13 protein-coding genes are annotated in these 14,510 nt (G+C 65.8%); 11 read left to right on the top strand and 2 right to left on the bottom strand.

The genetic code is table 11. From position 1 onward, the window contains the following. Positions 1–66 precede the first annotated feature (66 nt). The 4 genes from BM290_RS36990 (at position 67) to BM290_RS36975 (ending at position 2,824) form a co-directional block, all read left to right on the top strand. Positions 67–402: a hypothetical protein gene (locus tag BM290_RS36990; protein ID WP_143134057.1), complete on the top strand. Its 336-nt coding sequence runs from the start codon at positions 67–69 to the stop codon at positions 400–402. 62 nt (positions 403–464) lie between these two features. After that, positions 465–764: an ATP-binding protein gene (locus BM290_RS36985; protein ID WP_203779710.1), complete on the top strand. Its 300-nt coding sequence runs from the start codon at positions 465–467 to the stop codon at positions 762–764. Between the two features lie 213 nt (positions 765–977). Next, entirely contained in the window at positions 978–2,402 is a 1,425-nt protein-coding gene (locus BM290_RS49290; RefSeq protein WP_203779708.1) for a hypothetical protein, read from the top strand. Then, the gene (locus BM290_RS36975) at positions 2,399–2,824 is read left to right on the top strand and encodes a hypothetical protein (RefSeq protein ID WP_093620597.1); all 426 of its coding nucleotides are present in this window, start codon (positions 2,399–2,401) and stop codon (positions 2,822–2,824) included. Before BM290_RS49290 ends, BM290_RS36975 begins: the two co-directional genes overlap by 4 nt. Before the next feature lie 17 nt (positions 2,825–2,841). Here BM290_RS36975 and BM290_RS36970 read toward each other — a convergent pair whose 3' ends face one another. Continuing rightward, complete coding sequence (locus tag BM290_RS36970; protein WP_177320050.1) at positions 2,842–3,216, bottom strand: ATP dependent DNA ligase; 375 nt, start codon at positions 3,214–3,216, stop codon at positions 2,842–2,844. Positions 3,217–3,324: 108 nt separating this feature from the next. Between BM290_RS36970 and BM290_RS36965 the strand changes: the two genes are divergently transcribed. The 6 genes from BM290_RS36965 (at position 3,325) to BM290_RS36940 (ending at position 10,326) form a co-directional block, all read left to right on the top strand. Further along, positions 3,325–4,148 (top strand): IS5 family transposase gene (locus tag BM290_RS36965; protein ID WP_093620595.1). Its coding sequence is split into 2 segments (ribosomal slippage): positions 3,325–3,657 and positions 3,660–4,148, totalling 822 coding nucleotides; the frame shifts between segments, so codons are not numbered across the junction. 55 nt (positions 4,149–4,203) lie between these two features. Then, positions 4,204–5,349 carry a tyrosine-type recombinase/integrase gene (locus BM290_RS36960; RefSeq protein WP_203779706.1) on the top strand — a complete coding sequence of 382 codons (1,146 nt, stop codon included), beginning with the start codon at positions 4,204–4,206 and terminating at the stop codon, positions 5,347–5,349. Between the two features lie 383 nt (positions 5,350–5,732). Beyond that, positions 5,733–7,841 carry a tyrosine-type recombinase/integrase gene (locus BM290_RS36955; protein WP_177320048.1) on the top strand — a complete coding sequence of 703 codons (2,109 nt, stop codon included), beginning with the start codon at positions 5,733–5,735 and terminating at the stop codon, positions 7,839–7,841. Further along, positions 7,838–8,365 (top strand): DUF6262 family protein, encoded by a 528-nt coding sequence (locus BM290_RS36950; RefSeq protein WP_093620593.1) that lies wholly within the window; start codon positions 7,838–7,840, stop codon positions 8,363–8,365. The genes BM290_RS36955 and BM290_RS36950 overlap by 4 nt, the downstream gene beginning before the upstream one ends. Before the next feature lie 115 nt (positions 8,366–8,480). Then, entirely contained in the window at positions 8,481–9,344 is an 864-nt protein-coding gene (locus tag BM290_RS36945; RefSeq protein WP_093620592.1) for an ATP-dependent DNA ligase, read from the top strand. 88 nt (positions 9,345–9,432) lie between these two features. Beyond that, entirely contained in the window at positions 9,433–10,326 is an 894-nt protein-coding gene (locus tag BM290_RS36940; protein WP_093620591.1) for an IS5 family transposase, read from the top strand. A gap of 309 nt (positions 10,327–10,635) precedes the next feature. On the opposite strand, the gene BM290_RS47695 is transcribed toward BM290_RS36940, so the two are convergent. Continuing rightward, positions 10,636–11,271: a hypothetical protein gene (locus BM290_RS47695; protein ID WP_143134056.1), complete on the bottom strand. Its 636-nt coding sequence runs from the start codon at positions 11,269–11,271 to the stop codon at positions 10,636–10,638. A gap of 300 nt (positions 11,272–11,571) precedes the next feature. Here BM290_RS47695 and BM290_RS36930 point away from each other — a divergent pair, with 300 nt between their 5' ends. Beyond that, positions 11,572–14,430 carry an AAA family ATPase gene (locus BM290_RS36930; RefSeq protein ID WP_093620589.1) on the top strand — a complete coding sequence of 953 codons (2,859 nt, stop codon included), beginning with the start codon at positions 11,572–11,574 and terminating at the stop codon, positions 14,428–14,430. Positions 14,431–14,510: the final 80 nt, after the last annotated feature.

Genomic DNA, 14,510 nt, shown 5'->3' with positions numbered 1-14,510 from the left:
CTCCATGCCAGAACCGTACGTAACGCTGCCCTCACGCATGTTCGACCTCAGCGAAGAGGGATGGCTATGAAAAAGCTGCTAAACGCGGCGGCCGTGCTGATGGCAACGGCCGGTCTTGTTTCCGTCACCGCCCAGCCCGCGCAGGCTGCCACCGGGTTCTGCACCGTGCCGTGGAGCGGCTGCGAAACCGGCGCAGTGCCTGCCGGCGACGGCGTGATCTGGATCAACATTACGACGCCTGCCGGGACTCTGTGTGACTGGCGGGTCCGGGACACGAACAACTGGGCGATCGTGAAAACCCGGGCAACTGCCCAGTGGGCTGAACGGATCACCGGCGTTTACAGCTGGTACCGGCTGGAACTCACCAACTGTCGAACGGGGTCCACAGGAACGATCATGTGATTCGGGGCGCCCAGTAAAGGCGGGACCCCGCTGTCGTGCCGGGTTTGCCTTTCCGGAGTCGAATGGCGAGAAGCGTCCCACCCGAGGAACCGCTCGGCGATTCCGGGACCGGCAAGTCCCATCTGCTCATCGCCCTGGGCACCGAAGCCGCGATGGCCGGCTACCGCGTCCGCTACGCCCTGGCCACCAAGCTGGTCAACGAACTCGTCGAAGCCGCCGATGATCGAGTCCTGACCAAAACCATCGCCCGTTACGGACGCGTCGACCTGCTTTGCATCGACGAGCTCGGCTGTGCGCCACGAGGCGCTGAGAAACCGTGTGGGATGAGAGGCCCACCGCTGGTCATCGCAGTGACCGGTTGAAGCTGGAGACAGGCCGATCCCCGGGTTCACCTGATCAAAGCCCTGCACCGGTTCCGTGCCGCCCTGACCGGCGCGGGAATCCCCCACGACCCGTGGCCGGGTGTCTCCACCAACGCCGTGGCCAACCAGCCGATCGTCGCGCCGCTACGGACCCCGGCGATCCCACCGGACATCTGGTTCCCGCTGCTGCGCAACTGCTGGACCTACATCGACGTGTTCGCCCCCGACATCATCCGTGCCACCGACCACTGGGGCGACCTGAAGAACAGACCGGCCAGCGGACGAGGCGCCGGGGAACAACGCTTCCAAGCCTGGCTGAGCGACCCCACCAGCACCGTGCCTTTGCGCCGCCCCCACGTCGGCGAAGGACCGAACCCGGTGCCCCACCGGCGGATACTCGCCAGCATCCTCGGCGTCTCCCCGTCCTTCTTCCAAAGCGACACCCCTCACGGGCCGCGACGAACAGCCGCCGTCGACCGCCTGGCCGCCGCCGGACGCACCCGCCCGGGTCTGCTCGCCGACCTCGTCGAGGTGAGCCGGCCCGACGGCACCCGCGGGCCCTGGCACGACGCCTTGGGCAGCCGCGAACTCTGGCTGGAACAGGTGACATTGCGCAACGCCTGCTACGTCTTCACCGCCGCACTGTCGATGATGCGCGACTCGGAACTACGGCAGATCACTAAAGACGCCGTGGCCGACTACTACGGCAGCCCCGCGGTGAAATCCACCAAGCAGAAGCTGGACCCAGCGCTGCCGGTCAAGCACTGGTGGATCACCCCGCCCGTAGCCCGCGCTCTCGAGACCGCGGCCCGGCTGTCACAGCACGAAACCCTGACATTCGCCACAGTGACCGGAAAGCGCACGGGGGACGGCTTCGCCAGCATCGCCGCGATCGTCGACCTCATCAACCACATGAACCGGTGGCGGCACATCAGCGGCCTGGAACTCATCCCGCCAGGCAAGGTCACACCGCACATGTTCCGGCGCACCATGGCCATGCTGACCCGTGACGTTCCGGGAGCCGAGATCGCCGTCGGGATGCAACTCAAGCACGTCGCCACCCGAGCCCTGGCGAACCGCGTCACCAGCAGCTACATGGACAACGACCCCTCCTGGGCACGTCAACTCGACAAATCGATCACCGAACGCCGTTTCGAGCGTCTGACCGAACTCTTCGACGCCGACACCGACGGTCACGCCATCGGGTTCGGCCCGGGCGCCGACCGCATGCGCGAAACGTTCGCCGCCGTCCGCGCCCAGGCCGAGCAACTACGCGCCACCAACCAAGCCCGCCGCGGCGACGTGCGCGTCGAACACGACCTGCTGCGCCGCACCCGGATCTCGATTCGGTTCGGCAAACTCAACCACTGCACCATGAACGACAACGATCCCACCGGGGCAAAGTGCCTGGAAGACGCCATCGTGCCGGACGGCCACCGGGGCCCCCTGCTCGACCGCTGCCAGCCCGGCCGCTGCGCGAACAGCATCATCGCCCCCGCGCACATCCCGATCTGGAGCGCCGAGCAGTCGTCCCTGCACCACCTGCTGGACACCGACAAACTGGCCCCCAACCACCGGCGCCGTATCGAGGCCGAACTCAAGGAAGTAGACCGCGTCCTCGATCGGCACCACCCATGAGCGCCGGCGTGTCGCCCGCCACCCGGCAACGACTGCGTGAGGCGATGCAACGGCTGTTCAACGGCCGACCACTACACACCGACGGCACGCTGACCAAGAACAACCTCTGGCGTGAAGCCCAAGTCAGCCGGGCCACGATGAACCGCGCCGCTGACATCCTCGCCGAATGGGACGCCCGCGCCGGTGACAGCCCTACCGGCCTGGCCGTTCGCCGTCGCGATGAACAACTAGAAAAACTACGCGAACGTCTGCGCGCCAGCACCCTTGAGCGCCGCACGCTGCAAGCGCAGCTCGACGCCGCCGCCACGGTGATCGCGGCGCTGCACACCGAGAACACCGCGCTACGCCGCCAAGCCACCGACGCCAGCTCTCACCTTGTCCCGTTCCGTCGACGCCCTGGCTGGGAAGGACCTGCACAGTAACGCGCGGGCCGAGGCGGCTACTCGGGCATTTGCGCGGCCGAGATGTCCCGGTCGTCGAGCACACCCCGGTACACCGGGTGCCGTAGCTGGGTGCCGCTGGTCCAGGACCGATAGGCGATCCGGGCGACCACCTGCGGGTCGACCCAGGTCGCCTCGGTCATGGCCATGGCCTCGGCGTGCCCGGCCGGCGGTTGAGGGCGGCGCAACGGCGCAAGCTGCTGCTGCAGCTGCTGCCGGGAGGCACCGGACAGGCCGCTGCCGACCCGGCCGACCAGATGCAGCCGCCCGGCGCGGTCGTAGGCGCCGACCAGCAGCGCGCCGATGGTGTCCCGCAGCCGGCCCCGGCCAGGGATCCAGCCGCAGACCACCACGTCGGCCTCGTGCGGGATCACGGTCCTCTGTCGGGGTCGTACAGGTGTCGTGCACTGTTGCGCATAAGACCGCATCTCGTTTGGGGTTGTTGCAGCACAACATCACTCGTTGTACTGGTCGTGGGTGATGTGGAGAAGTACTGCCCGGAATCGTTGTGGGACCTTGCGCAGCCGCTGCTGCCCGAGCACCCGAAAAGGCATCAAGGCGGCGGGCGGCGGCGTATCGACGATCGCGTAGCGCTTGCGGCGATCCTGTACGTGCTCGACTCCGGCTGCGCCTGGAACGAGTTGCCGGAGTCGTTCCCGATCTCGTCGGCCACCACGCACCGGCGGTTCACGGAGTGGGTCGAACAAGGGGTGATGGAAGCGCTGCACCAGGCCACGCTCGATGTGCTCGGCGCTGCTGGGCAGATCGACTGGTCGCGGGCCAGTATCGACGCCATGCACGTGCGGGCGGCAAAAGGGGGGATCTGACCGGGCCGAGCCCGGTAGACCGCGGTAAGCCCGGCTCCAAGATTCACGCGATCAGTGACCGGAACGGGCTCCCGTTGCACGCCGACATCTCGGCTGCCAACGTCAACGACCACAAGGTCCTCGAAGATGTGGTCGACGGCATCAGCCCGGTGCGCCAGCCGGTAGGCCGGCCCCGCAAGCGGCCCGCGAAGTTGCATGGCGACAAGGGCTACGACTACCGGGCCTGCCGCCAAGCTCTGGCCCGGCGCGGGATCAAGGCCCGGATCGCGCGTAAGGGCATCGAGTCGTCGACCCGGCTCGGCCGGCATCGTTACGTCATTGAGCGTTGTCTGGAGTGGGTCACCCGGTTCCGGCGTCTGGTCCGCCGCTACGACCGTAAGGCTTTCCACTTCCGCGGATTCCTGCGCCTGGCTTGCGCTGTCATCTGCTACCGCCGCGCGGCCAGGCTGAACCTGTTGAACAGTAACAACCCCAAATGAGATGCGGTCTAAGGGCCGGATAACGACCTGTTGAACCCTTCTGTCGGGGTGTTCCGTGTTGGCGCATGTCGGCCGTAGCGTTCCGGCCGAGGTGGTGATGGTGAAGGCGTTCCCGGTGCGTTTGCCGTCGGCACAGGTCTATTGGACCGTGCTTGACGAGGAGTTGCGCGTGGTCGCGGAGGTCGATGAGTTCCTGCGGCATATCCGGTTCGGGCGGGGCTGCGCGGAGAGTACGACTGAGGCGTATGCACGGGCGTTGGCCTTGTACACGTCGTGGTGCCGCAGCCTCCGGCTGGACTGGTGGCAGGGTGCGCACCGGCTGACCGGATTCATGTTGTGGTTGCGCCATGGCGGCACCCGCGGCGCTTCCCGGGTCAACGCGATCGTCGCCGTCGTTCGGGAGCTGTGCAAGCACGGGGTGGCATGTGGCTTGGCCCCGGCTGACCTGCTGGGGGTGTTGTACGAACTATCCGACGACCGGTGGCTACCTGACGAGGTCCGGGGCGAGAACGTCACACCACGAGCCGTAGCGCGAGCACGGCACCGGCTTCCGCATCCCGAACGACAGGTAGATCGGGCGACGCAGGACGAGGTCGTCGCATTGGTAGGAGCGTGCCGATCGGCGCGGGACCGGTTCATCGTGCTGGCATTGGCCCGGGGACTGCGTCGTGGCGAGCTGGTATCGCTGCGCCGGCAGGACGTGCATTTCATGCTCGACGCCTCGGCGCTGGGCTGCGACGTCGCCCAGGAGCACCTGCACGTGGTGCGGCGCGACGTGTCGCCGCGGAAGGCGTTCGCGAAATCACGCCGGGAACGGACGCTGCCGGCGGACGCGCTGTTGGTCCAGGCGTGGGATGCCTACTGGTGGGAGCGGGCGGCGTGCCGAGCGGCGCAGCCGTGCGACTTCGTGTTGGTGAACCTGTTCCGCGAGCCGGTCGGTGTGCCGATGCGCCCCGGAGCGATCAATGAGCTGCTCGTGGCTCTGTCTCGGCGGGCCGGGTTGGAACGGTTGTTGCACCCGCACATGTTGCGGCACGGGTTCGCCAGTGACGTTCTCGACTCCGGTGGTGCACTCGACGAGGCACAGTACCTGCTGGGCCATGCCCGCCCGGATTCGCTACGGCCGTATCTGCATCCCTCGTTGCCTCGGATGCGTGCGGCAGTGGATCGGACCGCCGCCTACCGGAACTCCCCGTCATGACCGCGCCCGCGCACGAGGCTGGTCACGTCTCTCACCGGCTCACTCCATCGCGTTCCCTCGATCCAGGTTTAGCCAGAGAAGACGAGGTGCGACGTCTTGAGGAGAGCCTTTCGGCGGAATTCTGGGCGGATGCGGGGTGGCATGCGGACCTGCGAATCCTCCTACCGCAGCCGCAGCACCCCGCCTTCGGATGGCCATGCTGCCTGGTGAACGACTGCGAGACCAGCTCCATAGACGGCAAGCTGTGCAGGGCGTGCCGGAACAGGTGGGACCGATCCGTTTCTCTGGACGAGTTCGCTGCTCAGCCCATCCCAGCGGGGCGAAGCCGCTGGAAGCTCTTCGATACGCCGTGCGCGGTGCCCGGGTGCCCGCGTCCGCAACACTTGAGCACCGACGCGCTGTGCAACACCCATCGCTCGCTGGTGTTCACCCGGTTCGGTTCCATCACACCGGAAAACGTTGCGGCGCTCCTCGCCCAGCCGGACGTCGGTCCCTTGTCCTCGCTGGGTGACTGCAAAGTGCTGACCTGTGTCCGGCTGGCCCATAACCTGCGCGGTCTCTGCCTGTCGCACCACGGTCGATGGAAGCAGGTTCACCGGCAACCCGGCTTCGACCTCGACCGCTGGTGCCTGACCGAACCGGGGTTGCGGCGTGCCGGCCTCATCAACCTTCGGGCTATTCCGCGGCTGGTGCGGGCCCAGATGATAGCCGCCACGCAGCGCTTGGCCGAGAGCGGCGCCAAGGTCAACACCGGTGACTGGCACCTCGTCATCGGCAACCTTCGGCATCAGCAGGCTGTCAGCCTGCATACCGCTCAGGACGGCGACATGCTGCCCCGGCTGCGGAACCTCCTGGAACTGTTGCGGCGCGAGGCTCGCCGCGCTATCAGCACCTGGGACCAGGAACAACACCGCGACGTATGGGACCTCGGCGTCCTGGGACTGCGCGGCGCGGTCGACTTCACCGCAATCAGCCAGCCCTGGCTGCGCGCCGGCATGAAGTGGTGGACGGCCGAGGATGTGCACCGGCGGCGTTCGACCAAGCCCGCTGGAGTGTTACGTGATCACGTGAATTCGATGGCACTGCTTTCCGAGAGCCTGCGGCTGCACCGCCGTGACGCGGGAGTCCAGCCGGGCGAGCTGGGGCGTAGCGACATCCTGGCGTTCCTGACCCGCCTCAGCCACCTCGACAAAAGTGACATGCTCACCCCGGCACAGCACGTCAAGGTCGTACGGCACGTCAAGGCCGTCCTGACGACGTGTCGCGATGCCGGGCTCACCAAGCCGGGAAACGCCATGGCGGGGTTGTCAGGGGAGTTCTCGATACGCCGCGGCGACCTCCCGCCCGCACCTGGCAAGCAGTCCTGGCGGGCGCTGCCGCCCGCGGTCTTCCATGCCCTCATCGCCGGGCTGCCAGAGCTGGAGAAGCAGATCGTGCGGGAGTTCCGCGTAGCCGTGGAACTCATCATGGACACCGGCCGTCGGCCCGACGAGATCTGCCGGCTACCCCAGCAATGCCTCGACCAGGACGCCGACGGCAACCATGTGCTGGTCTACACCGATTTCAAGGCCAACCGCGTCGAGCGGCGCCTACCGATCGCCGCCAGTACCGCCCAGCTGATCCGCGAGCAGCAACAGCGCACCCGAGACCGGTTCCCGAACACCCCTGACCGGCAACTGGTCCTGCTGCCCGCCAGACAGCGCAACTCCCATGGCGCACGAGCGATCAGAGCGACGACCCTGACACAGGCGCACCGGCAATGGGTCGACAGTCTTCCCGCGCCGACGCTGCCCGACGGCACCGCGTTCCCCCGCGAATACCTGGTTCCCTACGCCTACCGCCACAGCTTCGCCCAGCGGCACGCCGACGCCGGCACCCCCATGGACGTCCTGCGCGAGCTCATGGGCCACCGATCGACCGAAACCACGCAGATCTACTACCGGATCACCGAGAAGCGCACTCGCAAGGCCGTCGACCAGCTCGCGGCCCACCAGTACGACGGCACCGGCCAGCACCTCGCCCGGGAGATCACCCAGCTGATCGATAGCGAACACACCCGCCGGGGCGTCGGCCAGGTCGCCGTCCCGTTCGGCGTGTGCGCCGAGCCCTCCAACGTCAAAGCCGGCGGCACCGCATGCCCCTACCGCCTCCGCTGCCTCGGCTGCGGCCATTTCCGAACCGACGCCTCCTACCTTCCCGAACTCCGCCTCTACCTCGACCGGCTCCTCGCCGACCGCGAACGCGTCCTGGCGACGACCGACCTCGAGGACTGGGCCCGCGCCGAAGCCACCCCCAGCGACACCGAGATCACCAAAGTCCGGCATCTCATCCGACGCGTCGAATCGGACCTCGCAAACCTCACCGCAGAGGAGCAAGCCCACATCAAGCTAGCCTGCGCCACCGTCCGGCAGGTCCGCCAACACGTGTCCCTCGGCATGCCCAGCGTCCTCGCACCCACGGCCGACCCGCCCGCACCCGGCAGGCGACCATGAGAGCGGCCCGTGCCGCGCTCGCCGCGGCCCGCGCCGGCGACACCACCCGGCGCCACGACCGGGTGCGACAAGCCCTCACCGCCCTCGTCGAGGCCGCACACGACATCACCATCTCCTCCGTGGCCCGAGCCGCCGGCGTCCACCGCTCCTTCATCTACCGGCATCCGGAACTCCGCCTCGCCGTAGAGCAGGCCCAACGGAGCACGACCATCTCGACGGCAGCCGTCGCCTCCGCAGCATGGCTCCACACCGACCTGGCGAATGCCCAAGCCCAGAACGCCCGCCTGGTTCAACAGATCAAGCTGCTGGAGAACAGGCTCTCCGACGCGCTCGGCGTCCAAGCCCACCAGGCAAGCGGCATCGGCGCCCCCGACAAGGCCGCCCAACTCGAATACCGGTGCCTCGAACTCGAACAACGAGTCCGCGACCTCACCCATCAACTCGAAGAACGCACCGATGACCTGGAAGCAGCCCGGGTAGCCAACCGGAACCTCATGACCCTGATCAACCGGCACCAGAGCTGACCCGCGAAGGCCGAACCGCTGCCATACCGACGCGGCCTGCATGAAATCGGCGTATTCGCAGGTCAGGGCCACCGCGCCGAGGCTAGCGTGAGATCCCAATGGCGAAGGGACCGTCATGCTGCGCTGGCCCGTCGACCCCGTCAGCGCGGTCTCCGTTAGATCGCTTCCTGACCCGGGCCCGACGCCGGTGGTCTACGAGATGAAGTGGGACGGCTTCCGCGCGATCATCTGGCGGACTTCAGATGGCGTGCGCATCCAATCGCGTCAGGGCACCGATCTGACCTGCTACTTCCCTGACCTCACCAATCCGTTGGCAACAGCGCTGCCACCAAAGGTCGTGATCGATGGAGAGCTACTGGCCTGCGATGTCGAGCGAGGCCGGTGCAGCTTCTCCCTCCTCCAGCGGCGACTCACGGCCGGTCGCCGCATCGCCGAGGTCGCCGGCAAGTACCCGGCCCATCTTGTCGCGTTCGACATCCTGCGGGACGGACGCGGCACCGAGTTGCTTGATCAGCCGCTGTCCGTGCGGCGCGCGAAACTGGAACGGATGCTACGAGCAGCGCCGCCACAGCTCGTGATCTGCCCGCAGACCACAGATCATGCGGTGGCACAGGGGTGGCTCCAAGACCTCGCCGTCGCCGGAGTCGAGGGCGTAGTCATCAAGCAGGTCAGCGACCGATACCGGCCCGGCGCTAAGTCGTGGACGAAGGCCCGTGCTCGCGACACCACTGAATATGTCATCGGCGGAGTGACCGGCACCCTGCAGCACCCGACGGCGCTGCTGCTGGGGCGCTTCGATGACGCTGGGATGCTCCGGTACACCGGTCGGACTCATCCCATCCGGCCTGAGCACCGACGGGACCTGGCTCCTGCCTTGCGAGGGCTTCCCTTCAGCGGACCTCACGCTGGCCACCCGTGGCCGTCCCCACTCCCGGCAGCGTGGACTAGGCCGCGTTTCGTAAGTCCGGGCGAGGTGTGACGGGTCTCGGCGTGGCGGTTGTCGATACGAAGTGAGGTCTCCGGTAGACGGGTTAGCGACCAAGCAAACCTGAACAACCGGAGACCTCGTGCTCAGGGTAGCGGCAGCGAGGCGACACGATCTCACCGACGCTCAGTGGGCGGTGCTGGAACCCGCATTGCCTGCCGATCCGCAACGAGGTCGTCCGCCACGATGGACGAAACGGCAGATCATCGATGGGATCCGGTGGCGGGTCCGGGCCGGCACACCGTGGCGGGACGTGCCCGAGGTGTACGCGCCCTGGCAGACGTTGTATCGCTGGTTCCGGCGCTGGCAGCGCGACGGGACCTGGGCGACGATCCTGTCGCGGCTGCAGACCCGGGCCGACGCGGCCGGTGACATCGAGTGGGCGGTGAGCGTCGACTCCACGATCAGCCGTGCCCATCAGCATGCCGGGGGTGCCCGCCGGGATGGTGACCTGCAGAAGGAGCCGCCGGGTGGGGTGTTCACCGAACCCGACGATCACGGTCTGGGCAGGTCCCGGGGCGGGTTCACCACCAAGACCCATCTGGCCTGCGAGCAAGGCCGTAAGACGCTGTCGACGGTTATCACTGCTGGTCAGCGTGGTGACAGTCCGCAGTTCATCAGGGTCCTCGAACGGATCAAGGTCTATCGGGTCGGTGGTGGCCGGCCCCGTACCCGGCCGGATCTGGTCCTGGCGGACAAGGCGTATACCAGCCGGGGCAATCGCGGGTACGCCCGCCGCCGCAAGATCAGGGTGTGTATCCCGAGCAAGGCCGACCAGGACGCCCACCGCAAGGCCAAAGGCTCCAAGGGCGGGCGTCCCCCAGCATTCGATCCGGTCGTCTACCGGCAGCGTCATGCCGTGGAATGCGGCATCAACCAGCTCAAACAGAACCGGGCGATGGCCACGCGGTATGACAAACTCGCCGTCCGTTTCGAAGCCACCGTCACCATCGCCGTCATCAACCAGTGGCTTTGAGGACCATTTACGAAACGCGGCCTAGAGGCTTCGCCGATCGGCAGCCGCTGGCGTTCACCCCGGTCGAACCGACCACCGTCGTCGAGGTAGAGATCGACACCGCTCTGGACGGCCCATATGGTCGCGCCCGCCACGGCGTCCGCCTAATACGCGTACGGCTGGATCTCCGCCCGGCTGAGATCACGCTCGAGCACGACGAGAGTGGCGTCGCCGTTGGTTCCTCTTCACGGCGCTGAGGTCGACTGACCGCGTAGCTACCCTCTCCTTCGACACCTTCTCGGCGGCCGATGAGCGCGGCCCCGCACGGCTTTAAGTAACCTCAAAAATTGCTACGTAAATAACGCGGTGCGATTCCTTCTCCGCAGCAAATAGATCCACTCCTGATGCCAGACCTAAAGCGATACCCATGCCAGGGATGGCAGCAATGGCCTTAGTTGCGGCATCCGCAAATTGCGTCACTTGAGTCTGAATTCGCACGTCGCTCAATTTGCGCCGCTCTTCATGCCACAGAACGACGAAATTCCTAGCCTTCGGATTCTCCTTCAGAAACCGTGCAGCCATTTTGTGCAGCTTCTCGGCGTCGTCTTTCAGCTTTTTGGGAGTAAAGATGCCAAACTCAAGCCGAGTCTTGATCGTGCCATCGTTGTTGTATAAGACGACGTCCACAGCCGGAGGTCGCCCAACTCCACCCGTAGGGAAGGGGCACTCCCATACTGCTGTCTCGTTACGGTTCGCGAAGTAGCGCTGGCCGAGTTGGTGGAATTGATCGACCACGGTGACCTCATAGGCTGCGCCACGACCTTGCGAGGCAACTCCCGGCGGCAAGTCCCAAGACAAAGCCCATCTCTGCGTATTAGCAACAGAGATCGCGGCCTGAGTTAGCATCAGTATTTCATCGAACCATTGGAAGTCCGCAGATGGCTTACCCGGCTTCAGTTGGCGCACCTTACGCATCGCTGCCCTCGGGTTCGGGGTGATCGGGCACTCGACAAACAAGCTATTTTTACCACGACACCCCTGCCCGGTCAGTCAAATCGCCAATCTGGCTTCGGATTGAGGCAAGCCGGTTTATTTATTGGCACGGCAAGCAATCGACTTACTGAATTCGGGGGATCGGTTCTTGCTAGCAGATGAATGACCGCTACCGGCTCGGCGCGAGATCCAGGGCAGCCCGAGCCTCAAGTCGCTGGCGCTCATGACGACTAGAACTGTCCGGTCGAGATGTCGTAGGGCGAGGGAGCCACCATGGATGAGGTTGTCCAGACGATCGGTCTGTTGCTGCGTGAGGCCGAGTTAGCCAGTCTCGATATGGATGACCGGATCCGACTTGAGCAGCAGGCTCACGACATGGTCGATTCCTTCTGGACGTTGGAGGAGGAGTACGGATCGATTGACTGGCTTCCGGTGCCTGCACACCGGGCAATGGCCGCCTTGCTCGCCCAAGCCCGGTTGTCGGACGGCTTGACGGGCGAGGTAGAAGCCCGGCGGTCCCCGCTCGGTCAATCGCTGTTGATGTATGCCCTCCCCCGGATGCTCGTGGTAGAGGACGCTGTCGCCGGCGAACATCTACGCGAGGCGTATGTCGCGGTGGCGCATGCAGCCTCTCGTAATGTTGCGGCGCATGTTGCGCAGGACGCTATGCGACATGCGGCGGAGATCGAACGGCTGTTCACCGGCGACAGCTACCGGATGTGGTTGCACGGATCTGGGACGAACCAGTTCGGTCAGCACGAAGCTGCCTTCGACAGGGTGTTGCGGCTGGTCCACAACTCAACCGGAGGGAACCTTGATGCAGAGGCTGGTGCCATCCTTGCGGAGTTCGCCGCCGAAACAGCACCGCAGCCGCTGACCAACACCAATCAGGGCACATATCTCGACCTGATCAAAGAGGGAATGCGGCTTTACCTCAGCTTCATCGCTAGCGGTTGTTCCGGTCCGGCTGGTGAGGACTGGGCGATGCAGGCCACGGCTGACTTTCCCGTCATGTTCGACGAGGCCGCGTGGCAGCAGGCGCGGTTCTGGAAGTTTCGACCCTCGCGTCATCTGGCACGGCTATTTCAGCGAGATATGCCAAAGTCTCGGCACGCCTACTGCGCCGCCGCGCTCCGCTTGGCGGCGCGTATGCAGGCACGACTGGTAGCCGAGGCTGACGCCAATGCCGGCCGGGACACGACTGCCTACCGCATCCTGGTGCAGCGGTGGGGCGCCTGCGAGACCCCGGCCGCTCTCAGCAGACACGCCCGGTCGCTTCCTCGGTTCACCCTCGATGGGAATGTCGCCCTGGACGGCAACCCGGAACCCGGCGATGCGCCGAGTCCCACCATGCCCACTGCGGATTCAGGTAAGGGCGGCCGACGGGCTACGCCGTTCATTGCACAGTGGCCCGACCCGGCCATGGTCAAGTCGGCCCTCGCCGATTTGGACAGGCTCGTCGGGCTGGCAGAGGTCAAGGCTGACATCCACCGGGTCGTCAGTCTCGCCGCAGTCCAGCAACGCCGGTCGGCGGCGGGTATGGCAACCACTCCGGTGAACCAGCACATGGTCTTCACCGGGAACGCAGGAACTGGGAAGACCACCGTGGCCCGCATCCTCGGCAAACTCCTCGGCGGCCTCGGCTTGGTCTCGAAGGGGCACTGCGTCGAGATTGGGCCGATGGACATTCTGGGGTCGTGCGAGGGCGAGTCTGCACTCCGGATGGACGCCGCCGTGCAAAAGGCGCTCGGCGGTGTCCTGTTCATCGACGAGGCCTACGCTTTGGGCCCGAACGAGCAGGGGCGCCCAAAGGATTCCGGCCGTGAGGCCATCGAGGCGCTGCTGCTGGGCATGGAGAATCACCGCAGCGATCTGATCGTCATCGCCGCCGGGTACCCCGCGGAGATGGAGCGCCTCTTGGCGTCCAACCCCGGTCTGCGTAGCCGCTTCCCGAAAACCGTGGCGTTCGCCGACCACAGCGGCGAGGAAATTATGCAGACCGTGGATCTGCTTTTTGCCGGGGACGGCTACCGTGTCGAACCGGACGCGCGGCATCGTGTCCAGGCGTTGGTGGAGCATGCCATCCGGCGCGGCCGCAACGAGAACGCTCGGGGCGCACGGAACCTCTTCGATCAGGTCCGGCTCCGGCAGGCCGATCGTCTTGCCGTCGGTCTCGACGATGACCTTGAAATCATCACCGCCGCCGACGTTCCCCTACCCGGCCCGGTACGCACCGGGCCACGCCAGGACGTCAACCAGGTTCTCGGGCAACTTAACGCTCTTGTGGGTCTGAGCGAGGTGAAGGAGGAAATCTACGCGATGACGGCGCTAGCGCACGTACATCTGCACCGCGTCGCTCATGGCCTGCCGAACGTAGATATGTCTTCTCATGTGGCGATCATGGGCAATCCGGGAACAGGCAAGACGACCGTCGCTCGACTCCTCGGCAGCATCTACCAGTCCCTCGGCTTGCTGCCATCCGGGCATGTCGTGGAAGCATCTAGGGCAGACCTAGTCGCTGGCTATGTGGGCCAGACCGCGCTCAAGGTAAAGGCCTTGGTGCAGAAGGCGATGGGTGGCGTGCTGTTCATCGACGAGGCCTACTCCCTGATGGTCGGTGGTGAGAGCCAGTACGACTTCGGTCGGGAAGCCCTGGATGAGCTGATGATGCTCATGGAGAAACACCGTGACGAGTTCATCTGCGTACTCGCCGGCTATCCGGTGCAGATGCAAGCCCTTCTGAGCACCAACCCCGGGCTACGCAGTCGCGTCACCCGGCACCTCACGATTCCGGATTACCACGATGCGGAGCTGCGGAACATCTTCGTCAGCATGGCCGCGCGGCAGAACTTTCGCGTTGAGGCCAGCGCTCAGGAGGTAGCGGAACTACACCTCGCTGCCGCACGTAATGTCCCGGAGTTCGCCAACGGAAGGACCGCGCGAACCCTGCTGGAATCGAGCATCACACGACAGGCGCTGCGTCTGGCCCGGTCAGGATCAGTACCGGACAGGGCCGACCTCTCTACTCTCCTCGCCGAGGACATTGGCTGGGATCGGTTCGCCACTGCCTGGCGTAGTGCGAACGCCAGGAGCCGCGAATCAGGCGGCATGGGCGTCGCGGCAATGCGGTGATCGCGCGACGGACTTGGCTTGCAATTTCACCCATTACCCTCGTGGGCATGGACCTCCGGCGCATGCCCGGTCAGGGGTGA

It is taken from the genome of Actinoplanes philippinensis, assembly GCF_900113015.1.
Classification (GTDB): domain Bacteria; phylum Actinomycetota; class Actinomycetes; order Mycobacteriales; family Micromonosporaceae; genus Actinoplanes; species Actinoplanes philippinensis.
The sequence above is the reverse complement of the archived record's forward strand: the minus strand, read 5'-3'. Positions and strand labels throughout refer to the sequence as shown.

What these genes read in the sequence shown, in the direction of transcription:
- BM290_RS36990 (WP_143134057.1), top strand. Translation starts at nt 67, where the DNA reads ATGAAAAAGCTGCTAAACGCGGCGGCCGTGCTGATGGCAACGGCCGGT.
- BM290_RS36985 (WP_203779710.1), top strand. Translation starts at nt 465, where the DNA reads ATGGCGAGAAGCGTCCCACCCGAGGAACCGCTCGGCGATTCCGGGACC.
- BM290_RS36975 (WP_093620597.1), top strand. Translation starts at nt 2,399, where the DNA reads ATGAGCGCCGGCGTGTCGCCCGCCACCCGGCAACGACTGCGTGAGGCG.
- BM290_RS36950 (WP_093620593.1), top strand. Translation starts at nt 7,838, where the DNA reads ATGAGAGCGGCCCGTGCCGCGCTCGCCGCGGCCCGCGCCGGCGACACC.
- BM290_RS36945 (WP_093620592.1), top strand. Translation starts at nt 8,481, where the DNA reads ATGCTGCGCTGGCCCGTCGACCCCGTCAGCGCGGTCTCCGTTAGATCG.
- BM290_RS36930 (WP_093620589.1), top strand. Translation starts at nt 11,572, where the DNA reads ATGGATGAGGTTGTCCAGACGATCGGTCTGTTGCTGCGTGAGGCCGAG.